This window comes from Mycobacterium simulans, assembly GCF_900232995.1.
Classification (GTDB): Bacteria; Actinomycetota; Actinomycetes; order Mycobacteriales; family Mycobacteriaceae; genus Mycobacterium; species Mycobacterium simulans.
This window is the reverse complement of record NZ_OCVX01000003.1, coordinates 2,292,898-2,318,019: the sequence shown is the minus strand read 5'-3', so window position 1 is coordinate 2,318,019 and position 25,122 is coordinate 2,292,898. Positions and strand designations below refer to the sequence as shown.

Below are 25,122 nucleotides of genomic sequence, written 5' to 3'. Positions count from 1 at the left end.
GAGGTGCTGACGCTCAAGGCGGCTGGGCTGCTCGATGTCGACGCCGGGAAGATCGTCCGGCCCGGAATCGTGCGGATCGAAGGCGACCGAATCGCCGGAGTGAGCGGAGACGTCGAGGGCGAGCTGATCGATCTAGGCGACCAGATCCTGCTGCCCGGGTTGATGGATATGGAAGTCAACCTCCTGATGGGCGGACGCGGTGAGAAGCCCGGCCTGTCACAGGTTCAGGACGACCCGCCCACGCGGCTGTTGCGCGCGGTCGGCAATGCTCGTCGGACGCTGCGGGCCGGTTTCACCACGGTGCGCACCCTCGGTCTGTTCGTCAAGACCGGCGGCTATCTGCTTGATGTCGCGCTGGGCAAGGCCATTGATGCGGGCTGGATCGAGGGGCCCCGGATAGTTCCTGCCGGACATGCCATTACGCCAACCGGCGGACATCTCGACCCTACGATGTTCGCCGCCTTTGCGCCGCACGTACTCGACTTGACGGTCGAGGAAGGCATCGCTAACGGCGTCGACGAGATTCGCCGCGCCGTCCGCTACCAGATCAAGCACGGCGCCCAGCTGATCAAGGTCTGCTGCTCGGGCGGCGTCATGTCACTGACGGGTCCGCCTGGCGCCCAACATTATTCGGACGAGGAGCTGCGTGCGATCGTCGACGAGGCACACCGTCGCGGGTTGCGAGTTGCCGCGCACACGCACGGCGCCGACGCGGTCAAACATGCGGTCGCAGCCGGCATCGACTGCATCGAGCACGGCTTCCTGGTCGACGATGAGGCGATCGCGATGATGGTCGAGCACGGCACCTACCTGGTGACCACCCGGCGCCTGGCGGAGGCGATGGACGTCTCGCACGCTGAGCCCGAACTGCAGGCCAAGGCCGCCGAGATGTTCCCAAGGTCGCGGAAATCGTTACTGGCGGCATACGAAGCCGGGGTGAAGATTGCGGTCGGCACCGACGCGCCGGCTATACCGCACGGCCGGAACGCCGACGAGCTTGTCACCCTTGCCGATTGGGGCCTGCCACCGCTTGCAGTGCTGCGGGCAGCCACGGTAATCGCCGCCGAGCTCATCGACGCCACCGACCGCGGACGGCTCGCCGAGGGCCAGCTGGCCGATGTCATCGCGGTGCCGGGAAACCCTTTGGAAGACATCGCGGTTACCCGAAACGTCAGCTTTGTCATGAAAGGCGGCAAGGTGTATGCCAACCAGAACTGACGACTTGGTGGAGATCCAACAACTGCTCGCGCGGTACGCGGTCACCATCACCCAGGAAGACATCAAGGGACTGGTCGGCGTCTTCACGCCCGATGGGACCTACAGCGCGTTCGGTGACACCTACGGCCTGGACCGGTTTCCGGACTTGGTGGCCGCCGCGCCAAAGGGCCTATTTCTCACCGGAACTGCGGTGGTGGAGTTGGATGGCGATTCGGCAAGCGGCACGCAGCCATTGTGCTTCATCGAACACGCGACTCATGACATGCGAATCGGCTACTACCGTGACACCTACTCCCGAACTGCAGACGGCTGGCGGCTGAAAACCCGTGCCATGACGTTCATCCGGCGTAGTGGCGTGCACGACTCGGGACGTCCACATGCGGTCGGCCGTCCGGCGCCGTGAACGTTGAGCAGTTCCGGGCGGACTTGCGCGCGTGGCTCGACGATCACGACCTGACCCCCGGACCAGGCGACTCGCTACCCGGCCACATGAAGCAACTCGCCCGCGTGCATTCCGCGCTGTACGAAGCCGGGTGGATGCGCTACGGCTGGCCGGTTGCGGTTGGCGGCTTGGGCGGGCCCGCGCTGTTGCGCGCAATCGTCGGCGAGGAGGTGGTCGGCCGCCGTCTCGCCGAACCGGGGCCGTACTCAATGGTCGAAGTCCTTGCGCCTACGATGATCGATTACGCGCCAGCAGAACTCGCGGCGGAGATGGTGCCGCGGCTGCTCAGCGGACGCGAGCAATGGTGTCAGGGCTTTTCCGAGCCGGGATCGGGCAGCGACCTGGCGTCGCTAGCCACCCGCGCCGTGCCCCGGGGCGACGACTGGATTGTCAATGGGCAGAAGGTCTGGACCAGCTTCGCCCAGTTCTCCACCCGCTGCATCCTGCTCGCCCGCACCGCGCCGGGCAATTCCAGCCCCCATGACGGAATTACCGCGTTTTTCGTTGATTTGGACACCCCGGGGATTAGCATTCGGCCGCTTCGCACCATGCACGGTGTCGACGAATTCTGCGAGGTCTACTACGACGACGTGGTGGTCCCGAGCAGCCGGATGCTCGGCAAGCCCGGGGAAGGCTGGCGGCTCGCGATGGACCTGCTGCCCTATGAGCGCTCGACCTGCTTCTGGCAGCGAATCGCCTACTTGTACTCACGATTTGATGAGCTCATAGCCCAGGCTCCGGATCCTGACGAATTCGACCTCGGTGCAGCGTATCTCGCGCTGCACATGCTGCGCTGCCGGTCACGTGCCACCCAGCACCGGTTGGCCGACGGGGCGCGCCTTGGGCCGGAGACCTCCATCGACAAGGTGCTGCTGGCCACCGCCGAGCAACGGCTTTACGATGCCGTTCACGACCTGCTGCCCGGAGCAGTGGAGCTCGACCAGACACCATGGCGTTCGGAGTATCTGTACTCCCGCGCGGCGACCATCTACGGCGGTACCGCGGAAGTGCAGCGCAATATCATCGCCCGGCGACTGCTCGACCTCGGCAAGGATTGACCCGAGATGACGACCGGCCCCGAATTGCAGCTGCTGACCGACTCACTGCGAACGACGATGGCGGCCGCTACGGGCGCCAAGCTCGATGCGGCGCTTGCCGAGCTCGGCTGGCTCGACATGCTCGACGAAATCCCGGACATCGCAATTCCGTTGGTGTTCCGGATGCTCGGCGAGACCGGCGCGCACGCACCTGTCGTCAACGACGTCGTACTGCGGGCGACCGGGCGTGCGGGCGGCGCTACCGTGCCACTGCCCTACGCCGGCCACTCCTGGGTGGTTTGGGAACGCACCGATCAGGCCGGTACGACGCTAGACCCCGAGCTCCCGATACGCCGGGTGGCAGCGGGTGATCCGGTGACCTCCATTTCGAACGCGGCCGGGCAGCGGGCTTTGGGCTGGTGGCTGGTCGGCACCGGCCGTGCGATGTTGTCCCTGGCACGCCAGCACGCCCTGGATCGCGTTCAGTTCGGCCAGCCCATCGCATCTTTCCAGGCGATCCGGCACCGGTTGGCCGAGACGCTTGTCGCTATCGAAGGCGCCGAGGCAACGCTGCAGGCAACCGATGAATCCGATGAGTTCGCTTGCCTGCTGGCCAAAGCCGGGGCCGGTCAAGCGGCGCTGACCGCCGCACGGCACTGTCAGCAGGTGCTCGGTGGCATCGGCTTCACCGCCGAACACCAGCTGCATCGCCACGTCAAACGATCGCTGATGCTGGACGGACTGCTCGGCAGTTCCCGTGAGCTGATCCGCGAGGCCGGCGCTATCTTGCGGGACAAGGGATTTGCGCCGCGGCTGGTCAACCTGTAACCGGCGAGCTAATTGCGCGGCAACCCGAGGATGCGTTCGGCGATGATGTTTCGCTGGATTTCCGAAGTGCCGCCGGCGATGGTCGCGGCAAAGCTGCGCGCGTACCGGTCGAATCGGCTGCCGTAGTGGCTATCCAGATTCAGCGGCGCGAACAACGAGGTGATCGCGGGATGCACGAGCCCGTCGGCACCCGCCGCGTTCAGCGTGTCCTCGGCGCCGCGTTGCAGTGCTTCGGAACCGAGCAGTTTGAGCACGGATTGGGCGGGAACGTCCTCCTCTCCGCGAGCCGCACGTGCCAGAGCCGACGAGCCCAATAGCCGCAGCGCCTGAGCATCCATCACCAACGTGGCGTAGCGATCTCGTTCGAGTGCTCCCGATGGGCTGAAATCGACCGTCAGCTGTTGCAACAGGTTGGCGTAATCCATCCACAGCATGGTGCGTTCGTGTCCCAGGGAGCCGTTAGCCACCCGCCAGCCTTCGTTGAGCTTTCCTACGAGGTTTTCGGCCGGCACAAGCACGTCGGTGAAGAAGACCTCGTTGAAGTCGACATCGTCGTAACCACATACCGACGCGAACGGACGGCGCACCACACCGGGAGTATCGGTTGGAATCAGCAACACGCTGATGCCCTTGTGTTTTGGGGCCTTAGGATCGGTGCGCACGAACGTCAGCACGACGTCGGCATCATGGGCACCCGAAGTCCACACCTTCTGACCGTTGACCACGAAGTGATCGCCTTGTAGCAGCGCCCGCGTTTTCAGCGACGCTAGATCCGAGCCCGCGCCGGGCTCGCTCATGCCCAGCGACGCCGTGATCTCGGCCCGCAGAATCGGTATCGCCCAGCGCCGCTTTTGCTCCGGCGTTCCGAACGTCAACAATGACGCCGCAATGATGCCGATACCCTGCGGATTGAAACTCGGATAAATTCTCCGGCGCGACAACTCCTCTAGGTGCACGTATTGCTGCAGCAGTGAGGCGTTGCGGCCACCAAACTCCGGCGGATTGCCGGGCAGCAGCCACCCATTATCGAAAAGCAGCCGCTGCCACCGGCGCGCCCACTCCGGGACATGTGAGCAAGACCGCGGCCGCTCGAACCCTTCGTCCTCGTCCGGCAAATGCCGATCAAGAAATGCCACGAATTCGGCTCGGAATGCCTCGACGTCCGCATCAAACGTCAGCTGCACGGGGTTCCTCCGGGCTTACTCTCTCGAATCCGCTTCCCAAACACACGTTCAAGAGAATAGTATTCTCGTCATGAGGAAGTTACAATCTCCAAAACGTCGTCCGTAAGGAGGTCGAGCGCAGCGATGGCACGGCGTTCTCCGGTACAGTCCAACCATGTTCTCTCCTCGCGGCAATCACCTGAGGCGCCCGTGACCAATCCCAGCGAAGAGCCGGCCTGGAAGCAGCGCGCCGTCGAGCGGTCCATCAAGACCGCGAAACTGCGGGCAGCGCAGCGCGTTCAGCGATTCCTGGATGCGGCGCAGGCCATCATCATCGAGAAGGGCAGCACAGACTTTACCGTCCAGGAGGTTGTGGATCGTTCCCGCCAGTCGTTGCGGAGCTTCTACCTGCAGTTCGACGGCAAACACGAGCTACTGCTCGCATTGTTCGAAGACGCCCTGAGTCGATCAGCCGACCAAATCCGCGCCGCCACGGAAAGCCACACCGATCCGCTGGAGCGCCTGAAGGTGGCCGTCGAACTGTTGTATGAGGCGTCACGCCCCGACCCGACGGCTAAGCGGCCGCTGTTCACAGACTTTGCACCGAGGTTGCTGGTGACGCATCCGGCCGAGGTCAAAACGGCGCACGCACCGCTACTGGCGTTGCTCACCGAACTAATGGAAGCCGCGGGAGAAGCCGGCGAGTTGCGCGCCGAAATCAATCCCAAGCGGGTCGCGGCCATGACCATGCAGACGGTCATGTTCATCGCGCAGTCCAGCGGCGGATCCGACGACGCCACGATCCATCCCATCACCGCCGACGAGGTGTGGGACTTCTGCTCACACGGATTCGCCACCTCCCGAGCGTGAGCGTCTCCTAGTCAACGCTCCACATGCTGAGCGAATATCGCACCCGGCCTCCAAGTGCGAGAACGCTATTCTTAAATATCGAGAGCCACAACTAGCTAAAGCGTATTTGGCGTTGACACTCATCGGTGGGTGATGACAGAGTTCAGTTGCGGCACGGTTCCGGCGAGAGGCGATATCCCGTGGCAGTCACTGCGGCCAGCGACGTCTATTTCGACCCGTATGACGTGCGGCTCAACGCCGACCCCTACCCGGTGTTCCGGCGGCTGCGCGACGAGGCGCCGCTGTACTACAACGAACAGCACGACTTCTATGCGCTCAGCCGGTACGCCGACGTGGACGCCGCGATCGTTGACTACCAGACGTTCAGCTCGGCCAGGGGCGCAATTCTCGAAATCATCCGGGCGAACATCGAGATGCCGCCAGGCGTCCTGATTTTCGAGGACCCACCAATCCACGACATCCACCGCAAGTTGTTGTCTCGAATGTTCACCCCGCGCAAGATCAGCCAACTTGAACCCCAAATCCGCGAATTCTGCGCCCGCAGTTTGGATCCGCTGATCGGAGTCGACGGGTTTGACTTCGTGGCAGACCTCGGGGCGCAAATGCCGATGCGGGTTATTGGCATGCTGCTCGGGGTTCCCGAGGAGGATCAAGAAGCCGCAAGGGATTTCGCGAATGCGCAGATGCGCACCGAGGTCGGCAAGCCGATGAAGACCTCGCCCGAAGACATGCTGAATGGTGAATTCTTCGGCCATTACATCGACTGGCGCGCTGAGCATCCCTCCGATGACATCATGACCGAGCTGCTGAACGTGGAGTTTGCGGACGAAACTGGGACCGTTCGTCGGCTTACCCGCGACGAACTGCTGACCTATGTCACCGTCGTGTCCGGTGCGGGCAACGAGACCACGACCCGGCTGATCGGCTGGGCCGGCAAGGTATTGGCCGAGCATCCCGATCAGCGTCGCGCGCTGGTCGCGGACCCGTCATTGATTCCTCAGGCGGTTGAAGAGCTGCTGCGTTACGAGCCACCGGCTCCGCACGTGGCCAGGTATGTCACCCGCGACGTCGAGTACTACGGCCAGCGGGTGCCCCAGGGCAGCATCATGATGTTACTGATTGGGGCGGCCAACCGTGACCACCGCCAATTCCCGCCGGACGGTGATGTTTTCGACATTCAGCGCGAGCCGCATCAACATCTGACGTTCAGTGTCGGCACCCACTACTGTCTCGGCTCGGCGCTGGCGCGCCTCGAGGGGCGGATCGCGCTGGAGGAGATCCTCAAGCGCTTCCCCGAGTGGGATGTCGATCTCACCGACGCCAAGCTGTCCCCGACGTCGACGGTTCGGGGCTGGGAGACCATGCCGGCCGTTCTCGGCTGAATCACAAGGAGATGCAGGAAACGAGGTAACCATGACTGGACGTGTTGAGGGCAAAGTCGCTTTCATCACCGGGGCGGCGCGCGGTCAGGGCCGCAGCCATGCGGTGCGATTGGCGGAAGAGGGCGCCGACATCATCGCCGTTGACGTCTGTAAGCCAATCGTGAAAAACACCACCATCCCGGCGTCGACGCCCGAGGATCTGGCCGAGACCGCCGATCTGGTCAAGGGCCTTAACCGCAGAATCTTTACGGCCGAAGTCGATGTACGCGATTACGACGCCACAAAAGCCGCGGTGGATAGCGGCGTGGAGCAGTTGGGCCGGCTCGACATCATCGTGGCCAACGCGGGCATCGGCAATGGCGGCGACACACTGGACAAGACCAGCGAATACGACTGGCAGGAGATGGTCGACGTAAACTTGTCGAGCGTCTGGAAGTCGGTGAAAGCCGGTGTGCCACATATGATCGCTGGCGGCAGGGGCGGTTCGATCATTTTGACTAGCTCGGTGGGCGGGCTGAAAGCCTACCCGCATTGCGGCAGCTATGTCGCGGCCAAGCACGGTGTGGTGGGCATCATGCGATCCTTCGCAGTGGAGTTGGGGCAACACATGATTCGCGTCAACACCGTCAATCCCACGCATGTCAGCACCCCGATGATCATGAACGAAGGGACCTGGAAGTTGTTCCGGCCGGATCTGGAGAATCCAGGTCCCGACGACATGGCCCCGATCTGTCAGATGTTCCATACGCTGCCCATTCCATGGGTGGAGCCAAAGGACATTAGCAACGCGGTGCTGTTCTTCGCCTCCGACGAGTCCCGATACATCACGGGTGTCACCCTGCCCGTCGACGCGGGTAGCTGCTTGAAATAGTGTTTGGAGTCTATGGACGGATTCGAGGGGCGCGGAGCGGTAATCACTGGCGGCGCGAACGGCATCGGTTTGGCGACCGCCGAGGAGTTCGCCCGCCGCGGCGCCAAAGTGGTGCTCGCAGACGTCGACCAACCGGGGCTGGACCAGGCGGTTGCCCGGCTATCCGCCGAGGGGTACGAGGCGCACGGCGTGATCTGCGACGTCCGACATCTCGAAGAGGTCGTTCACCTCGCGGATGAGGCTTTCCGGCTTCTGGGCCATGTCGACGTCGTCTTCAGCAACGCAGGCATTGTCCTGGCGGGTCCAATCGCGGAGATGACTCACGACGACTGGCACTGGGTGATCGATATCGACCTGTGGGGCAACATTCATGCCGTCGAGGCATTCCTGCCGAGGTTGCTCGAACAGGGCACGGGCGGTCACATCGCCTTTACCGCGTCCTTCGCCGGCCTGGTGCCCAACGCCGGCCTTGGGACCTATGGTGTTGCCAAGTATGGCGTTGTCGGCCTGGCGGAGACGCTGGCCCGTGAAGTCAAGAACAACGGCATCGGGGTATCGGTGCTCTGTCCGATGGTGATCGAAACCAAGCTGGTCTCCAACTCTGAAAGAATCCGCGGCGCCGATTGCGGCCTGTCGTCAGCACCCGATGTGACGGGCTCGCTGGGTTCGCTCCCGTCACAGGACGACACCGTCGGCGTCGACGACGTTGCCCGCCTGACCGCCGACGCGATTCTGGCCAACCGGCTGTATGTCCTTCCGCACGAGGCCGCCCGCGCCTCGGTTCGCCGCAGGTGCGAGCGCATCGACCGCACGTTTGACGAACAAGCCGGCGAGGGCTGGCGCCACTAGCCTCGATTTTCGTGAACCTCGGCGTCTGACGGTGCATTATGTCGGTATGTCGTCGCGTACCGCACCTGCTGGGTCAGCTGTGCGGCCGGCGGCTTGAGCTCGTAAGTCATGTTCGCTCAACGCTAGTCGACTCAAGAGGGTTCTCACCGCTTCCGCCTCGTCAGACTGCCCCTCAAGTCGCTTGACCCAATCCACCGCGACCGTAGAAACATTGACCGACGCTAAAAGGGAATCAAATAGGTCAGGGTCGGCGCGGTCCACCGCCTCGACAAACGACGGAAGGCCGTGGCCGCTGGGATGCGCACGAAGTGCGAGTTCCGCTGTGATCAGATCTCGGTTCGTCTCAACCAGAGGTCGAATAGCTGATATATCAACGGCTGCAACCGATTCAATGATCTTGGCGCACTCCGTCCAATCGAACGAATAGCCTTCCTGGCCCAAGTGGACCTGCCCGGCGGAGAGCTTGCTGACCGCGATTTCCGGAATGATGCGGATTGTCCATGGAGGTAGCTGCGTGAGTTCGGCCTGATGGCGCAATAGCAACGTCCGGGCCGGCTCCATGTCGGTCGAAGCTGACAACGTCACGATGGCCTCACGTAGCCGCCAAATACTGTCGCCCCAGTAGTGCTCAGTGCGTGCATCGAATGAGTCGATATCGACGCTATGGCACATCAGGTCTAGTTTCGCTTGATCAACGGATCGGAGCATGTGGGTAAGTAGCGAAAAGTTGTGGAAGGCCTCAGGGTGAGTGCTGGACAGGGCGCGGCCGACCTTCGACCAGTCACTATCGTTAATCCACCGCAGCATGAGCTCGCGATAGCAAGCTACGTCGTCCGCATACTCGGCATCTTCGTCGTCGCCGGCACCGCGGTCAACGACAAGCACGAGGAATCCGAAGTACCACCTGAAGATTTCACTGTTCGCTTCGACAGGATTTCTCTCAAGACCTTCAACCAATCTCGGCGATATCTGCTCGACGATTGCCTCAACCATTTCGCGCGAGTAGTGCCAGAGAACCTGCGCCAAGTCCGCCCAGCCCCTCAGGTTGCGCGACTCGGTCACTTCCCGAGCAACCCAAGACCGGAACTCGGCGATGGGCACATCCCGTTGGACGGCCGAAGCCCAGCCCTGAAGTATTGGCCAGTTAACCTGACTCAACTCAGCGATCAGGCTCTCCCAATTGCCTACGTAGTGTCCTGTCGCGGTCTCGACCATGCGGTTCAGGAGCGCAGGCATCCCGACGGTGATGCAGACCGTTTCATGGGACGTTGAGTTCTTGCCCCGGAGTCCATTCAATAGCCAATGGAGGCCGTACGCAGATTCGTTGGTCGCAGTAAGTATCCATGCCGGGAGCTGCTCGCCGATCTGATCCCAGACAGGTTCAGGTAGTTTTCGCCACCAGAAGTCAAGCGTCCAAAGCAGAGTCGCTTGAAGGCCCAGTTCGTCAGGGTTGGATTTGAAGAACTGATCAGTCATGTGCTGCTGGATTGCATCGTCCACCAACAGCCCCGAGTAGCGCAGAGCCTTGAGGCGAATGGAATCAAGAAGCCAGAGCCGTCCGCGATTCTGAACTTCAGGAGACAGCAGCGCGCTTCGCGACAACTGGAGAATTGCCGGTGCCGGGGCTACTGTCGGCGTCCTCAGCACTTCTATTAAAACTTGTATGGCAAAACGGATATGCGGCGTACGCAGCCGGCCGTCTCGGCCGAAGACGAGTCGACGTCGTTCGAGCTCCGGCAGACCTGTCGCCACCCGATCGGGATTGAGTCCGACCTCGCTGGCGCCACGTGCGAGCTCGTCAGCCGAACATCCTTCGTCGGTTGAAATCACCTGCTGGAGAGCGACTATCGAGAGCAGAGCGTCAAGGTCAGCAGACCTGAGCTCTTCGAAGACTTCGTTCAACCGCCGTTCTCCACCCGAGAGGATATGCATGAACTGCCAGGGGACGTCAGCTGCGCTCGCCACCTGGATGCGGCGCTCGATTGGTTCCTTACCAAGACCCCAACCGAGACTGTCGTCGATCGGTACGATCATGGCGGCAACATCCTCTGCATGGGTAAAGCAGAAGCTCGCCATCGCTTCCACCGCCCGTTTTGCAACAAGCTGCACTTGTTCTGCAGGCGACCCCCATGAAGTGGTACAGAGAATCACCGCGTGATCGTCGGAAACGGCTCGTTCGAACTCTCGAACAATTGCCGCGTCGATCGACTGCGCATCGTCCACCACTGCAATTACTGGCCCTGGAGCAGCCGCAAATTCCTGCACCGAATCTTGGTCAGCTGTCCCCGGATTGACGAGTTCCAGTACGCTCCATCCTTCTTGATTGAGATGATGTGCTGCCTGGAATGCCGAGATGGATTTGCCGGAACCGCTGACCCCAGTGATCGCCACGAACCGCGCTGCCTTGATCCTCGACACAATCCCGCCAACGCCTGGCAACTCGGGGCAGCTGTTCACGTCGTTTGGCCCGAGGCGGTATCCCACCAGCGCGGCTCTGAGACTACGTTGCCCGTGGAAGGTCACCACTCTCCAGGCTCGGGTCTGGGCCTCCCCGGGTGTCAACTCCCGAACCAGCGCGGGCAGAACCTCATCAGCAGTCCCCTGAACTGCCTCGTCACCAGTGCAATTCGGCCCAATCCTGATGACAGGCCATCTGCCCTCCATGGGTGAGAGGAGATCAGCTACGACAGAAGGATCGGACCCTGAGTAACCAACGATCATGAAGACCCGTGGGTGGCCCGCTGCCATTTCGTTGACCCGGCTTGTCACCGAGCCCGGTACAACGCCCGTTTGATGCGGCAGCACCCATTGGGTATCTGTCTGGTTCGCGTCACCATGAGGCTTCACTAACATTCCTGCCGGAATCGAAACTCCATAAAGTTGCTCATACGCCCGTTCCAAGGCCGTGTCCCAGTTGAATGAGATTACGTACTCAACGATTCCGGCCCGGATCAACCGCGCGAGTGCGACATGAGCGGGTGCCGGGTCGCGCTCCAGATCGAGATCAGCGAAGGCCCTCTGAAAGGCCTGGCGTGCCGGCAGCGAATCTGCGATCTCGCTCCACGCGATTTCCAGCGGGTCGGCATTTGATCCGACTAATGTCTTGCCACTGCCATCTGGCTTTTCGACGCGCTGCGCGACCCTGGCTCGGGTTTCGGGGTTCGCGTCTAGTGCTGCCCACACGAGCGGCGGAGTCTGCGCCGTCATCGGGTAGCAAGAAGCGGAGAGACCCGCTCCCAGAACAGCAACCGCGTGGTGGCTACGTACCTGACTCGCCGCGTTAAGGATCTGATCAGTGATATCCACACTCATCCTTGCGGATAGGGATGTTTCGCCATTGTCTAGCGCGTCTTTGACTTATGACCTTGTGGGACATCATTCGTGTTGCGAACCTGAACCAGCAGGAATATCAGCGAACGACTTCCAACCTTTTCCTCCGTTGGCGATTGCTGTGGTCATCCGATCGTTGATTCGCACCCGGAAAATATCGCGGGCTTTGGGATGCAAAACCCCCTGGTCGGCCAATTCGCTGACCGTTCCGCCGGATTCAAACGCGGGGTTGGGCGCGAGCCAGGGCTGAGGCCACAGCAGGCCGTCCTGGATTTCTTTCTCAACCTCGTCCCGAACCCGCTCGTCCTGGATATCCAGGAATGCATTCACGTACGACTCGTAGTCGCCGAGCACCTCGTCGAAGACACCGAACGCGTCCACCAAATCCACCGCCGCAGCCAATACGCAAATAACTGACGCTGCAGACCATACTCACAGCGACCGACATGTGGACCGCTTCGGCGCAGGTCAATCCTGATCACCGAACCGCTCGAGCAGGTGCCACGCCAGACGCGGTGCGGGGCCGTCACGACACTAGCTGGACAAACCAGTAACGACGAGAGGCGTTAGCGCTAATTGGCGTCTACCAACTAGACTACTGGTCATGTCTACATCAACGACAACGATCCGGGTTCCGGTTCAGACTCGTGACCGGCTGGCCGTCCAGGCCCGTGAGCGAGGAGTCTCCATTGCCGCTCTGCTCACGGAGCTGGCCACCCGTGCCGAACAGGAGGCGATCTTCCGAGCCGAACGCGACGCCACCCGCGCCGAGGCGGCGCTGCAAGCCGTACGCGACGAGAACCGCGACTGGGACAGCACAGTCGACGACGGCCTTGCCTGAACCGCAGCGCGGCGACCTCTGGCTCGTTGCCCTCGGAGCAGCCCGCGCCGGCGAACCCGGCAAACACCGCCCTGCTGTCGTCGTCTCCGTCGACGACATCCTCACGGGCCTTGGTGACGAACTCATCGTCGTGGTACCTGTGTCTAGCTCACTCACGCACAGCGCATTGCGGCCTCACATCGCTGCCGCCGAAGGCGTGGATGCCGAAAGCGTCGCCGTCTGCCGCGGGATCCGCGCCGTCGCTCGCACCCGCCTACTGGAGCGACTCGGCACCCTGGCACCCGACACGATGCACCAAATCGAACATGCCCTCGCGCTGATTCTGGGCATCCAGATCGCCTGAGCCGATGCTGCATTCGGCAACTTGAATGGAAGAGGACACCGCTCGCTGACTTGGGGCCAACCGCATGACGTCAGGAGGAATCAGTGCAAATCAGGATTGTCGGAACGCAGTTGCCGGGTCGCGAATGTGGACCGGGCGCCGGCTTCCCCGGCTATAGAAACATCCACGTCGGAGTGCAACGAAAGAACCGCCGAGATGAGTTGTTGGATCTCCATGCGGGCGACGCACCGACAGCGGTGTGGACCCTTGACTGCGTGGTCGATGGCACCGATGTTCGTGGGCCGTATGTTCAGGGGACGCCGGGCGGACGGTTCATCTACTTGAATTGGGGCTCCGTGGATAGTGCCGGCCACTTCACGCAGTTTCGGCGCGCGAAGCTCATGCTCGCGGATGTGCCGGTCGGCGTCCTGGAATCGGCAGCGGCGTCTGGGCTGTTGGTCGGCAGGCTGGGTCTAACCGATGCAAAAGGCCATCCTGTGTGCGCCCGAGTGCAGCCACCGCTGATCAGTTGGACGGCAGAGTAGCCGGCAGTCTGATGGCAAGCTAACTGGGCCCGAGCTGGTATTCCCCGGTCTGCGGGTTGTGACGCCAGCCGCTGGCAGCGTGCGACTGCTGCACCTGCGTTTTCGTCGACATGACCGGTAAGCGTGATATCCGGAGCCAGCGCATTGAACGGGCTTCCTACGGCGTCAGTGCCGCCGGCGGAGTCGGGATCGGTGGTGCCGGGTAGAAATTGAGCACCCAATTTATCTCGGTCTGGATGAACTGCGTCGTTGACGTAGAGGTTGCCGACCACAGGTTGCTCAGCCCTTGGTTGAGGGTGACTGCCCCATCCAGAACGTCGATCGTGTTGAAAAGCGCACTCTGGAAGATGGGTTCGGCAAGGTAATAGGCGAAATTGATTTGTGGCCCCAGCAGGTAGGCCCCTTGGGTACCGGTGAGACTACCGAATAGTCCCGCGTAGTACGCGACGACCGCGGTCCAGTTGACGCCGTACTCCACCCATGGCTCGACCTCGTTGTAGAAATTCTTGATCGAAGGCCCGATCGACCCGATGCTGAATTCCGCCGGCGCGCCCGCCGCACTGGCCACCGGCCGCAGCCCGGCGCCGTTGCCCCACAAACCGGCAATTCCCGCGGTAGCACGCTGGGCCAGCGCACCCGTGCCGGGCAGCGCCAAAGCAGTCCCGCCGAGCAAGCTGGAGCCGCCGGTGCCCAATAAGGTCGGGATGCCGGCCACCCGTTCGACAAACTTCTCGGCCGGCGCGAGCGCATCCGCCCCGCTGGCGAGCGTCCGGGCGACGTTGGCCTCGCCCGTCGCGTACGCCGCGGCCGCTTTGTTCATGGCCAGGACGAATTGGTCCTGAAACGCGGCCACTTGAGCGCTGAGTTGCTGGTAGCTCTGGGCGTGCGAAGAAAACAACGCGGCGACCTGGGCGGAGACGTCATCGGCCCCGGCCGCGAGTACCCCGACTGTCGGGACGGCCGCGCTTGCGCTGGCCGCGTTGATGTTCGAACCCACTGCGGCCAGATCGGCGGCCGCAGCCAGCAACGCCTCCGGCGCCGCAACAAAAAATGACATCCCTACTCTTCGTGCCGAATCCAAATTGACGATCACGCATATTCATTCACGTGAATCTCGGACGCAAGCTAACACGTTTATCAGTTCGTCGTTGAGGTTTTCGTCAAGCTGCTTACCTGCCCAAGCGCCCAGCCGACGTGCGGCGATAATGCGCTCCTACGTTGAATTTGACGCCGAATAGTATGTCGAGAATTGCCGCGCGTGCCATTGTCCCGAAAATGATTTTCCGCATGCCTGCTACTTAGCGCGGGCCGAGTTGGTATTCCCCTGTTTGCGGGTTGTGGTGCCAACCGGCGGCGGCGTGCGTGCCACCGTCGACGTGAATGGTCTGACCGGTGATGTAGTTGGCCATCGTCGAAGCGAGGAAGACCGCGGTGCCGGCGATCTCGTCGACATGTCCGGGGCGTCCCATCGGTACGACGCTGCCGATCCCGGCCGTCGTGTCGTCGCCGCTGAGCTGTGCCAGCCCCTCGGTGAGGGTGATGTCGGGCGCCAGCGCATTGACCCGGATTCCGTGCGGCGCCAGTTCCAGCGCCGCGGTCTTGGTGTAATTGATGACACCGGCCTTGGCCGCGGCGTATGCCGCGTAACCCGGTGCGGCGCGGACGCCTTCGATCGACGTCAGGCTGATGATGCTGCCAGGCAGCTCGGCGGCAATCAGCTGCCGAGCCACGCGCTGGGTGCACAGCAGGACATGGCGAAGGTTGGCTCGGTACAAGGCATCCCAGCCGTTCTCGCTGGTTTCCAGCAGCGGTGACGAGAACACGCCGCCGGCGTTGTTGACCAGGATCGTCACCGGGCCCAGTTCGGCGGTGGTGCGTTGCAGGGCGGTGTCGACCTGGGCGCTGTCGCGCACATCGGTGACGATGCCCAGTGCGCCAATGGATTCGGCGGCGTGCGCGCAGGTGTCCAGGTCGCGTTCCCAGATGGCCACCGACGCGCCGAAAGCCGCCATGCCGGCCGCGATCCCGCGCCCGATACCCGCTCCCCCGCCGGTGACCACCGCCACCCGCCCGGTAAGCAGAATGTCCGCCGGATCGATTGCCATGTAGTCAGGTCACCGTGGACATCGCCGGCGCCCGGCCGATGACGCCATCGGCTTCTAGCTCGGCGATCTGCGAGTCGGTCAGACCGAGTTCGGCAAGTACCTCATGGTTGTGCTGTCCCAGCAGTGGTGCGGGCCGGGTGTGGAACCGGCATGGCCCGCCGGACAATCTCATCGGCACGGTGCTGAGCCTAGCCGGGCCGTTCACCGGGTGATCGACGACTTCGAAAAACCCGCGAAATGTCAGTTGAGCCAGCTCGGTCTGGCGGTGCGGCTGCATGACCTTGGCCACCGGAACATCGGCGCCCCACAGGGTCGCGACGATGTCGTCGCCGCTGCGGTGTTCGCACCATGCGGACAGGCCTTTGTCGATCAGGTCCTCGTGCGCACGCCGGGCGGCCACGGTGGACAACACCGGATCCATTGCCCACGAAGGTGATCCAAGCGCAACGCGCAGCCGTTGCCATTGTTCGTCGGTGGCCACCGCGATGGCCACCCAACTGTCCAGCCGACCGAATTCATCGACATCGGCCGTGCGATAGAGATTCTGTGGCGCCGCAGTTGGTCCCCTGTTGCCGGTCCGCTCCAGCACTGCCCCATACGCGGAATACTCGATGATCTGCTCGGCGGAAATGTTAAGTGCCGCATCCACCATCGCCGCTTCCACGAAGACGCCCTGGCCGGTACGGCGGCGATGCTCCAAAGCCAGCAGCAGGGCATTGAGTGCATGCACTCCCGCATTGGGATCGCCGGCGGAGTAGGGCTCGTAGGGAGGGCGATCGGGGTAGCCGGTCAACCAGCTGACGCCAGATGCGGACTCGATGACGTACGCAAACACCGGGTTGTCGCGCCATGGCCCGTCGAGGCCGAACCCGGGCATGCACAGCAGGATGGCATCGGGCCGGACCGATTGCACCGCAGCAAAATCCAGTCCGATCTGATCCAGCACTCGGGGAGTGAAGTTCTCCGCGATCACATCGCAGGTGGCAATGAGCCGGTGCAGCAGCTCCCGTCCGCGTGGATTCTGCAGGTCCAGCGTTAAGCCCTTCTTGTTGGTGTTCAGAGCCGCAAAGATCGGCGACTTCTCCCACCACTGGTCTTCGGTCACCGGCACACCGGCGATGAGCCGGGTTCCGTCGGGACGGCGGGCTGATTCGAGGTGAATCACCTCGGCGCCGAGCATGGCCAGAAAGTGTGTGCAGCACGGGCCCGCCCAGAATGTGGTCATGTCTAGCACCCGAAGTCCGCTGAGCGGCAACGCCGTTGCCGGATCCGACGTCGGGGGCGCCGGGCGGGCGTTCAGGCTCGCTGCCTGGTACAGCGCGGTGTGCTCGCCCAGCCTCGGCGCCAGCCCCGGCTCGCGAAGTTGTGCGGGCCGCATCCGGTACGGGTAGCCGGGTTGCTGGAATCCGTCGCGCGCGTTGCACACAAATGAGCCGCGTTCCCGGAAGTGGTCCAGCGACGCGATATTGGCGCCGTTGGCGACAGGCGCATTGGGAATCCGGAACGCCGTTGCGCGCTCCCGGATCTCGTCGACCGGGTGGCTGCGTACCCATGCATAGATCTCGTCTGCGCAGAGATTGGCCAGCTCGGTAATCGACAGCGGGGAGTCCTCGTCGATCCACTCCGGGTGGCCCACCATGGCACACAGGTCAAACCACTGCTGCGCTGTGCCACAGCCGAGGTCGACCAGGCCGTCAGCCGCGGGCGCAACGCCGGGCACCGTGAGCCGCCGGGCGTCGCGCCATGGCCGGCCGAGCGTTTCGAAATAGGTCACGGGATAGTAGGTCAAGCACAGGATTTGCGTTTCCAGCATCGAAAGATCGATGAGTTCGCCGGCGTTGCGGTACCGCGAGACCAGCGTTGCCGCGCTCGCGTATGCGCCAGCCAGATACTCCCCGACCTGTCCACCGACGAACACCGGCGCCCGCTCGGGCGCACCGCGTCCCAATCCGATGATTCCGCCCGACCATGCTTGCAGCGTGAACTCGGTCGCGGCGCGGTCGCGCCACGGGCCCTGCAGCCCGAAGGGCGTGATCGACGTGACGGTGAGATGGGGATGGCGGCGATAGATTTCTCCTGGCGTAAAAGTTTGGTGTTCAGCAACTTTCGACCCACCAGACCAGACCGCCGCGTCAGCGGCCGCCAGCAGCCGATCAACTAACTCGATATCGTCGCCACTTTTGGGGTCTGCGACGACGCTGTGCTTTGACCCGGCCAGAAAATTGAACAACGCTCCGTCGACGCCGGGCCGGATCATGGCACCCGAGGCCGACCAGAAGCGCAGCGGATCGCCCTCTGGTGGTTCGACTTTGACGACGTCGGCGCCGCCGTCGGCGAGCAGTTTGGTGCAGTAGGCACCCGCGATTCCGGTGGAGAGGTCGACGACCGTGTAGCCGGCCAGTGGCGGCTCGGCCACTAACCTTGCCTCTTCTTTTTGCGATCCTTCTTGCTTAGCCGCCATTCCGGTGGGAACTTGCTGTCGTTGTCTTTGACCACGTCGCCCAGTCCGTGCGCCGGGCCCGAAATCTCCGACTTGGCGGTCACGGCTAGGCCTGCCAGAACGGGCTGGACGTCAGCACCTCGGGTTCGTTGTCGGTGATCAGCACGGCTTCGCGGCCGAAGACCGCACCGATTCCCGGTTCCCAGACGTAGCCCGTCATTGCGAGAACCATTCCCGGCTCCAGGCGTTCGTCGGCGGCCGTCTGCGGTAACTCCGGTGAGATGACGGGCGGGTCGAAGCCCATCCCCAGACCCCGAGCCACCGGCATTGGCGGCGGCGGCTCCCCCGCTGCGCCGTAGGCGGCCAGCAACGCGCTGGCCGGCGCCTCCGGCTGACATGCCGCTAACAAGCCGGCCCACAACCTATCCCAACGACGGTAAAGCTCGGCGTGTGCCGTTCCACCTACCGGCCAGGTCCTGCCAACTTCACCGATGTAGCCACCCGCCAACACGCCCGCGGAGAAGGCCACCAAATCGCCGGCCTGAACGCGGCCGTCGGAACCAGCCCGCCGCCACGGGTGATCGCGCGAAGTCACCCACGCGACATCCTGATTCGACGGGGTGCTCACTCCTCCCGCAGCCACTGCCTCTAACAACACCCCGGCGAGAGTCTGTTCGCTTACCCCGGGCCGCAGTTCGGAAATCGCTGCGGCTAAGCCTTTTTCGGCCACCGTGATGGCCTCGCGCAGCGACCCGACTTCCTCCTCGGTCTTGATTCGCCGGGCCGCACGCATGGCCAGCTCGCCGTCGACCAGCTCGGCGTTGGGGAATGCCGTCGGCAGCAGCTGCGCGAAAACCGGTGACATTGCATCGGTTCCGACGCGCCTGGCGCTGGCCGCACCAGCGATACGTTGCAGCGCCGCGATAGTGTTGGCCGGGTTCCACGAGATTCCGTACAGGTTCTCGTGGGGGATGTCGTCGGGAACTCCTTCGTCCCAGGTGCTGAGTAGGTGAATGGCGCCGCTGTCTCGCACCAGTACACAGGTCGGGCCGAACGGCCTGGTTCCGGCAACCCACAGCTGCGGCGCGCCTGTGACGTAGCGGACGTTGGCCTGTCGGCCGAGGACCAGCACATCGAGATCGTGGGCCGCCATTTGGGCCAGAGCGCGCTTGCGCCGACCCGATCGCAAGGCGCGATCGTCGGGGCAAACTTCAACTGACTTAGGGGCCATAAGGGTCATAGGGGTAGTCGGTCAACCGTGTCGAACCTTCCTCGGTAATCACCAGGACCTCTTCACTGCGGTAGCCGCCGGTGCCGTCCTCCCAGACCACCGGCTCCAGCACCAGCACCATGCCGGTTTGCAGCACAAAGTTCTCGTCGAACTCGTCACCGAGATCGGTTCCAATCATCGGCATTTCAGCCGCATTCACCCCGATGCCGTGGCCCAGGTAGAAGTGCGGCAACCAGGGCCGGGATCCGCCGTTGGCGGCGATCGCGGCGCGACCCAGATCGGCGGCGGTCACGCCGGCGCGGGCCACGCCCAGCACGGCGGTCATGATCTGATGCCATCTGTCGAACTGCGCCTGCTGCCGCGGAGTCGGGTCCCGCCCGACGATCCACGTCCGACCGAAGTCCGAGCAATAGCCACGGTAGGTGATGCTGACGTCGGTCCACAGCACGTCGCCTTCGGCGAGTTCGCGCTCGGTGGTCAGCAGCGGCAGCGCCAGGTCGCCATGCGTTGTCCACACGCCCTCGGCCTTGCTGTGCGGCATCACCTGCCAGATCGGTTCGAGCATGCTGGCCGTGGCCCCCAACTCAAAGGCTCGGCGCAGAAAGCTTGCGGACAGGTCGATCTGACGAATACCGGGCGCCAGCGCCTTGTGGACTTCCACCATCGCCTCGTCGGTAATCCGGATGGCCGTGCGCAGGCAGGCCAGTTCGTCGGGCGTCTTGACTACCTTGGCCGCACTGACAACGGCTGCCGCGTCAACGGGAGCGCAGTTGCCAAACAACAGCTTTCGCGCACGCGCCATGGCGCCGGTGAGCTCGTCGACAGCGAGCACCGCTCCGGCCGGAATCAGATCGGCCAGCACGCGGGCGAAACCCTGGACGCCTTCGTCGAATTCGAGGTAGACCGGGCCGTGCAGATGATCGGCGGGCAGGTCCGTCTCCTGCGAGACGCCCTCGCGAAACGGTAGAAACAGGTGCGGCCACTCATCGCCGGCGAGCACCACGGCTACGGGCCGCTCGACGTGGGACAGCCCGGCATCGCCTAGCGGCCAACTGGTTCCGGTGGCATAGACGACCGCGTTGTTGCCCAGCAGGATCATCGCGTCGACGCCGCGTTCGGTCATCGCCGACCGGAGCCGCGCGCCTGTCTCCCGGCGCATCCGGGTCAGATCGGGCGTTTCCGGAATCGCCTGTGCCAGCGTGGTCACAAGCCCAGGAATTCCGTGATGTTGCCGCTAACAATCCGGGCGGCGTGCTCCGGCCCGACGGCAGCAACTACGGCCGCCAAGGATTTTTCGGAATAGCCGTATGTGCTTTCGTTGTGCGGATAATCCGACGACCACATGACCTTGTTGACTCCGATGCGATCGATCAACTCGAGCCCCAGCGGATCGAGCATGAACGACGCGCTCATGTGCTTGTCCCAGTAGTACCGCACGTCGTGCTCCAGCGGCCGGTTGAACATGTGCTGATACGACGCCACCAGATGCTCCGCATCTTGCAGCGCCCATGGCACCCAAGCGATTCCGCCTTCGAACCAACCTATGCGCAACCCCGGATGCCGGTCGAGGATTCCACCGAAGATGTACTTGGCAAACGTTTCCCGGAAGCCGTCGATGTTGATCATCATTCCGACGACTACGCTGTTGAACTCGCACGGACTCTTCGGTGGGGTTTCCCCGATGTGATGGGTTAGCGGCATGCCGGATGCTTCGATCTCGTCCCAGACCGCGCTCATGGTGGTGCTCGCATAGTCGATCGGGTTGCCGTCGTCGTCCTTGCCCGGGTTGAGCGGCATCAGAAACGTCTTGAGCCCCAATGCCTTCAGTTCTTCCAGCGTTCGCCGAGTCCCGTGCGGATCCCACCAGTTGATCAGCCCCGCACCGTAGAAGTGGCCGTTGGAACGCTCCTGGAGTTCCGCGATGTATTCGTTGTAGATCCGGAACGAGAGTTCGCGAAGCTTCTTGTCCGGGTAGTGGAATAGCGCGAGGATCGCGTTGGGGAAGGCGAGTTCCTTCTCGACGCCGTCATCGTGCAACTCCTGGATGCGGGCCTCGATGTTGGTGCTGGCGGCGCCCGGCAGGTCGTCGTACTGCATCAGTACCGCGCTGAAGTCGCCCGGCAGGAACGACTGACCCTTGCGCCCGACTTGATAGGCACCGTCCTCGTACCAGATGCGCGGGGCCTTCTCCTTGAGGTCTTCCGGGAACCGCTCGTAGAAGATGTCGGCAGCCAAGGAGATGTGGTTGTCCGCGGAGAAAACCACGGTCCCTTCCGGCAAACCCACATCGCTGCCGTTGGCGTGGCCATGGCGATCCTTCGGTGCGCCAAAGCCTCCGGGCGGGTAGAGCGAAACGGTCGGCGTCGACATGACGGACCCTCCATTCGGATCGGCAATTTCGAGAGTACTCACCAGGTGACCGGTAGTTCGTAGACTCCGTAGGCCAGCCGGTCGTGCTTGAACGGGATGTCGGAGACCGGGACGGCCAATGCCAGCGTCGGAACCCGGCGTAACAGCGTTCGGTACACGATCTGCAGCTCTGCGCGGGCCAGCTGCTGACCAACGCATTGGTGCCTGCCGTAACCAAAGGCGACGTTGCGGTCGGCCCCCGAGCGATGCAGGTACAGCCGATCGGGTTCGGAGAAGGCCTGGGGATCCCAATTGGCCGGTGCCAGGTCGATGATGATGCCTTCGCCGGCGCGGATGACCTCTCCGGCGATGTTGATGTCTTCGAGAGCGATGCGGCGCTGGCCATTTTGAATGATGCTGAGGTAGCGCAGCATTTCCTCCACCGCGTTGGCGATGACCTTGGGGTCTTCGGCTTCGCGCAGGATTGCCGCCTGGTCCGGGTTTTCCAGCAGTGCAAGCACACCGATGCCGATCATGTTCGCGGTGGTCTCATGCCCGGCGATCAGCAAGCCGGTACCCAATTGCGCGGCCTCTTTTACGCTGAGCTCGCCGGCCTTGACCCGTTCGGCCAGATCCGAAACCGCATCCTGTGATTCTTTTGGGGGGTTTTCCATCTTGGCCTCGACCAGCTGGGCCAAGTATTTGTGCAGGCTCACAGCGCCTTTGACGGTTTCCGCACCGGTCGCGTATCGCGCCAGACCGATGTTGGCGTGGCGCTGAAACATCTCGGAGTCCTCGTAAGGCACCCCTAGCAGTTGGCTAATCACCAGCGACGGGACCGGCAGCGCCAGCGCGGTGACTATATCGGCGGGCTGCGGTCCGGCCAGCATCGCGTCGATGTGATCGTCGGTGATCTGCTGGATGGCCGGGCGCAGGCCCTCAACCCGCTTGAACGTGAACGGTTTCGACAACATTCGCCGAAATCGAGTGTGCTCCTCACCATCGGAGGTGAAGACCGACCGCGGGCGTTTGTGCACCGTGGACAACATCCCCGCATTCCAGTGCGGAAACCCGGGCGCCCGGTCATCAACGCTGACACGGGAATCGGAGAACAGCTCCCGGCATTCCTCGTATCCCGTGATCAGCCACGGTGTGCTGCCATCCCAGATCCGGACCCGCGACAACGGCTTTCGTTCCGCCAGCGCCATGACGTCCGGCGGTGGGGCGAACGGACAGCGCGCTGCCCTGGCCATCGGGTACTCAGGTATGTCGGTCCCCCAATCCTGCGGCGTGGTTGCCAGTGCGTCGGACACCGTCACTCCTCGATGATCTGGATTGCCAGTGCCGGGCAACAGGCGGCAGCTTTGCGAGCGCCCTCGGCGAGCTCGGCCGGTGGGTGCTCGTTGAGCAGCACGACGACGCCGTCCTCATCGCGTTGATCGAAAATTTCCGGCGCGTTCATGACGCAGTTGCCCGATGAAGCACAAATGCCTTGGTCAACAATCACTTTCATTGCGTTCTCTTCACTCGTGCGGAGTCACGGGCGCAAGCCACAGGCCCACGATCGCATCGATGAGGCCCGTCGCGGCCGCCCGCCAGGAATGCCGGGGCATCGATGTGCCCGCAGCGAGCGCGCGCTCAAGATCGGCGCAGGTGTGCATCAATAGGTTGCGGGCCATGATGTTTCGTTCGAAGCGCACGTCGACGGGCAGATCGGGAAGGCAGCTGTTGATGCCGTCGATGACCTGAACCAGCGACGGAGAACTGAGCGCGTCCTTGACGATGATGTTGTGGTAGGCGGGATCGGTCATTGCCTGCGCGGCGAAGCGGGCGTACCACGTGGGATTGCCAAGGGCTTCCAAGTGCTCGGTGAGCGGTTGCACCAGGCAGGCCACCCAGTTCCGCATTCCCGCGGAATCATCAAGGGCGGCCACCATTTGCTCCCGCAGCTGCTCGACGGGCCCGCGATGCTTCTGCTCGATCGCGCGAACCAGGTCGGCTTTGGTGCCGAAGTGATAGCCGACCGCGGCATTGTTGCCCTGACCGGCAGCCTCGCTGACCTGCCTGTTGGAAACCGCGAAGACGCCGTGCTCGGCGAACAGTCGCTCGGCCGCCTCCAGGATTGCCTCCTGCGTGGAACTGGCCCGCTCAGCACGAACCGACCTGCCGACTGTGGTCATTTCCCCAGTCAACCGCGCGCGCGGGCATTAAGTCAAGCGATTGATTTAAACCGCCCGGGCGTCGCTGCGCGACCAGTCCGGCACTTCTAGCGCGCCTGGCGTTGGAAACGTGCCGCCATCGGTGCGACGATGCGCTGGTAGCCAACCGGAGCCATCCGGACAAGAAAGTCCAGGGCCTTGGCGTCCGGACCCACCTCCACCCGGCCCTTTTTCTTGCGGACCGCCTTCAGGATGGAACGCGCCGCACGTTCGGCACTGGTGATGGCGACCTTCTCGAAGATCCTGACGCCGACTTCCTTGTCAACGCCCGCAGCATGTCCGGCGTTGCGCGCGATCGCGGTCTTGACATATCCGGGATGCACCGCCGTCACCGCGACCGGGTGACCCGCCAATGCCATCTCTTGGCGCAGCGCCTCAGTAAAGCCACGAACCGCGAACTTCGCCGAGTTGTACGCGGCCTGACCCGGTACACCGTACAAGCCGAACATGCTCGACATGTTGACAATATGGCCGTCACCAGACGCGATGAGGTGCGGCAAGAATGCCTTCGTTCCGTTGACTACACCCCAATAGTCGACATCCATGACCTTCTCAATGTCCTTGAACTGACTGACCTCGATATCACCCAAGAACGCGATACCGGCAATGTTGTAGATCTGGTTGACCGTGCCGAAGTGGTCCTTGACGGTGTCTGCGTAGGCGAGGACCGCCGCGCGCTCGGTAACGTCGAGCCGGTCAGCCCGCACTTCCGCGCGGATCTGGTTGATGAGTGCCTCGGTCCGCGCAAGGCCGTCCGCGTCGGAGTCGCTGATCGCCAGCCGCGCGCCGGATCGAGCTAGTTCTACCGCCAGAGCCCGGCCGATACCCGAGCCCGCGCCAGTGACTACGGCAACCTTTCCGCCGAATCCGCCCATTGCCTGGCTCCTTTGAGTCCTTATCTGTGTTGGGGACCCCCGCAAAGGTGGGGATCCGTTGGATCGTTGTTTTGTTGGTTTGCCTCGTTTCCCATCCCCGACATTGGTCGGTGGAGCGGAGTCGGGGTCAAGGTGGAGCGCCCGAAGCGCAGCGAGGACGAACGACCTTGAGGCCGAGGAGGATCCGCCGCATACTCCCGGTCGG

General features: G+C 63.1%; 25 protein-coding genes. 11 read left to right on the top strand and 14 right to left on the bottom strand.

All coding sequences use genetic code 11. The features are described 5' to 3' along the window. The first annotated feature begins 3 nt into the window (after positions 1-3). Genes MSIMFI_RS11220 through MSIMFI_RS11205 form a run of 4 tightly spaced genes read left to right on the top strand, consistent with a single transcriptional unit; the run spans position 4 to position 3,525 of the window. Positions 4-1,218 (top strand): metal-dependent hydrolase family protein, encoded by a 1,215-nt coding sequence (locus MSIMFI_RS11220; protein WP_191497250.1) that lies wholly within the window; start codon positions 4-6, stop codon positions 1,216-1,218. After that, a complete protein-coding gene (locus MSIMFI_RS11215) occupies positions 1,202-1,621 on the top strand; it encodes a nuclear transport factor 2 family protein (RefSeq protein WP_186244691.1) in 420 nt (139 codons plus the stop codon). Before MSIMFI_RS11220 ends, MSIMFI_RS11215 begins: the two co-directional genes overlap by 17 nt. Continuing rightward, positions 1,618-2,718 (top strand): acyl-CoA dehydrogenase family protein, encoded by a 1,101-nt coding sequence (locus MSIMFI_RS11210; protein ID WP_191497249.1) that lies wholly within the window; start codon positions 1,618-1,620, stop codon positions 2,716-2,718. The genes MSIMFI_RS11215 and MSIMFI_RS11210 overlap by 4 nt, the downstream gene beginning before the upstream one ends. A 6-nt stretch (positions 2,719-2,724) precedes the next feature. Next, positions 2,725-3,525 (top strand): acyl-CoA dehydrogenase family protein, encoded by an 801-nt coding sequence (locus tag MSIMFI_RS11205; protein WP_191497248.1) that lies wholly within the window; start codon positions 2,725-2,727, stop codon positions 3,523-3,525. An 8-nt stretch (positions 3,526-3,533) separates the two neighbouring features. Here MSIMFI_RS11205 and MSIMFI_RS11200 read toward each other — a convergent pair whose 3' ends face one another. Next, positions 3,534-4,709 (bottom strand): acyl-CoA dehydrogenase family protein, encoded by a 1,176-nt coding sequence (locus tag MSIMFI_RS11200; protein ID WP_191497247.1) that lies wholly within the window; start codon positions 4,707-4,709, stop codon positions 3,534-3,536. A 189-nt stretch (positions 4,710-4,898) separates the two neighbouring features. Between MSIMFI_RS11200 and MSIMFI_RS11195 the strand changes: the two genes are divergently transcribed. The 4 genes from MSIMFI_RS11195 to MSIMFI_RS11180 all read left to right on the top strand — a co-directional run bounded on the left by MSIMFI_RS11195 (position 4,899) and on the right by MSIMFI_RS11180 (position 8,660). Next, on the top strand, positions 4,899-5,558 hold the full coding sequence (locus tag MSIMFI_RS11195; protein WP_191497246.1) for a TetR/AcrR family transcriptional regulator: 660 nt from the start codon (positions 4,899-4,901) through the stop codon (positions 5,556-5,558). A gap of 179 nt (positions 5,559-5,737) precedes the next feature. Then, the gene (locus MSIMFI_RS11190) at positions 5,738-6,940 is read left to right on the top strand and encodes a cytochrome P450 (RefSeq protein ID WP_191497245.1); all 1,203 of its coding nucleotides are present in this window, start codon (positions 5,738-5,740) and stop codon (positions 6,938-6,940) included. Positions 6,941-6,971: 31 nt separating this feature from the next. Further along, entirely contained in the window at positions 6,972-7,811 is an 840-nt protein-coding gene (locus tag MSIMFI_RS11185) for a mycofactocin-coupled SDR family oxidoreductase (protein WP_186244697.1), read from the top strand. 12 nt (positions 7,812-7,823) lie between these two features. Next, positions 7,824-8,660, top strand: a complete 837-nt coding sequence (locus tag MSIMFI_RS11180; RefSeq protein WP_191497244.1) for an SDR family NAD(P)-dependent oxidoreductase — start codon at positions 7,824-7,826, stop codon at positions 8,658-8,660. 36 nt (positions 8,661-8,696) lie between these two features. On the opposite strand, the gene MSIMFI_RS11175 is transcribed toward MSIMFI_RS11180, so the two are convergent. Together MSIMFI_RS11175 and MSIMFI_RS11170 are read right to left on the bottom strand one after the other, a co-directional pair. Next, on the bottom strand, positions 8,697-11,966 hold the full coding sequence (locus MSIMFI_RS11175) for an SIR2 family protein (protein WP_191497243.1): 3,270 nt from the start codon (positions 11,964-11,966) through the stop codon (positions 8,697-8,699). A 69-nt stretch (positions 11,967-12,035) separates the two neighbouring features. Beyond that, on the bottom strand, positions 12,036-12,380 hold the full coding sequence (locus tag MSIMFI_RS11170; protein ID WP_191497242.1) for a hypothetical protein: 345 nt from the start codon (positions 12,378-12,380) through the stop codon (positions 12,036-12,038). Positions 12,381-12,594: 214 nt separating this feature from the next. On the opposite strand from MSIMFI_RS11170, the gene MSIMFI_RS11165 reads away from it, so the two are divergent. From MSIMFI_RS11165 to MSIMFI_RS11155, 3 genes are all read left to right on the top strand, one after another. Next, a complete protein-coding gene (locus tag MSIMFI_RS11165) occupies positions 12,595-12,831 on the top strand; it encodes an antitoxin (protein WP_186244701.1) in 237 nt (78 codons plus the stop codon). Continuing rightward, positions 12,824-13,174: a type II toxin-antitoxin system PemK/MazF family toxin gene (locus MSIMFI_RS11160; RefSeq protein ID WP_186244702.1), complete on the top strand. Its 351-nt coding sequence runs from the start codon at positions 12,824-12,826 to the stop codon at positions 13,172-13,174. Before MSIMFI_RS11165 ends, MSIMFI_RS11160 begins: the two co-directional genes overlap by 8 nt. 83 nt (positions 13,175-13,257) lie before the next feature. Then, positions 13,258-13,698 (top strand): DUF5990 family protein, encoded by a 441-nt coding sequence (locus MSIMFI_RS11155; RefSeq protein ID WP_186244703.1) that lies wholly within the window; start codon positions 13,258-13,260, stop codon positions 13,696-13,698. A 157-nt stretch (positions 13,699-13,855) separates the two neighbouring features. Here MSIMFI_RS11155 and MSIMFI_RS11150 read toward each other — a convergent pair whose 3' ends face one another. The 11 genes from MSIMFI_RS11150 to MSIMFI_RS11105 all read right to left on the bottom strand — a co-directional run bounded on the left by MSIMFI_RS11150 (position 13,856) and on the right by MSIMFI_RS11105 (position 24,917). Beyond that, the gene (locus MSIMFI_RS11150; protein ID WP_191497241.1) at positions 13,856-14,755 is read right to left on the bottom strand and encodes a PE family protein; all 900 of its coding nucleotides are present in this window, start codon (positions 14,753-14,755) and stop codon (positions 13,856-13,858) included. A gap of 241 nt (positions 14,756-14,996) precedes the next feature. Continuing rightward, on the bottom strand, positions 14,997-15,803 hold the full coding sequence (locus MSIMFI_RS11145; protein WP_191497240.1) for an SDR family NAD(P)-dependent oxidoreductase: 807 nt from the start codon (positions 15,801-15,803) through the stop codon (positions 14,997-14,999). Between the two features lie 4 nt (positions 15,804-15,807). Continuing rightward, positions 15,808-18,219, bottom strand: coding sequence for a CaiB/BaiF CoA-transferase family protein (locus MSIMFI_RS11140; RefSeq protein WP_224770154.1), 2,412 nt, complete (start codon positions 18,217-18,219; stop codon positions 15,808-15,810). Continuing rightward, positions 18,219-18,347, bottom strand: a complete 129-nt coding sequence (locus MSIMFI_RS28915) for a hypothetical protein (protein WP_263597419.1) — start codon at positions 18,345-18,347, stop codon at positions 18,219-18,221. Before MSIMFI_RS28915 ends, MSIMFI_RS11140 begins: the two co-directional genes overlap by 1 nt. 2 nt (positions 18,348-18,349) lie before the next feature. Further along, complete coding sequence (locus MSIMFI_RS11135; RefSeq protein WP_191497238.1) at positions 18,350-19,474, bottom strand: M24 family metallopeptidase; 1,125 nt, start codon at positions 19,472-19,474, stop codon at positions 18,350-18,352. After that, the gene (locus tag MSIMFI_RS11130) at positions 19,464-20,633 is read right to left on the bottom strand and encodes a M24 family metallopeptidase (RefSeq protein WP_191498139.1); all 1,170 of its coding nucleotides are present in this window, start codon (positions 20,631-20,633) and stop codon (positions 19,464-19,466) included. The genes MSIMFI_RS11135 and MSIMFI_RS11130 overlap by 11 nt, the downstream gene beginning before the upstream one ends. A 44-nt stretch (positions 20,634-20,677) precedes the next feature. Continuing rightward, positions 20,678-21,739: an amidohydrolase family protein gene (locus tag MSIMFI_RS11125; protein ID WP_191498138.1), complete on the bottom strand. Its 1,062-nt coding sequence runs from the start codon at positions 21,737-21,739 to the stop codon at positions 20,678-20,680. Positions 21,740-21,882: 143 nt separating this feature from the next. Further along, the gene (locus MSIMFI_RS11120; protein ID WP_191498137.1) at positions 21,883-23,076 is read right to left on the bottom strand and encodes a cytochrome P450; all 1,194 of its coding nucleotides are present in this window, start codon (positions 23,074-23,076) and stop codon (positions 21,883-21,885) included. A 62-nt stretch (positions 23,077-23,138) separates the two neighbouring features. After that, entirely contained in the window at positions 23,139-23,336 is a 198-nt protein-coding gene (locus tag MSIMFI_RS11115; RefSeq protein WP_191497237.1) for a ferredoxin, read from the bottom strand. 10 nt (positions 23,337-23,346) lie between these two features. Then, on the bottom strand, positions 23,347-24,003 hold the full coding sequence (locus tag MSIMFI_RS11110; protein WP_191497236.1) for a TetR/AcrR family transcriptional regulator: 657 nt from the start codon (positions 24,001-24,003) through the stop codon (positions 23,347-23,349). Positions 24,004-24,089: 86 nt separating this feature from the next. After that, positions 24,090-24,917 (bottom strand): SDR family NAD(P)-dependent oxidoreductase, encoded by an 828-nt coding sequence (locus tag MSIMFI_RS11105; protein WP_191497235.1) that lies wholly within the window; start codon positions 24,915-24,917, stop codon positions 24,090-24,092. Positions 24,918-25,122: the final 205 nt, after the last annotated feature.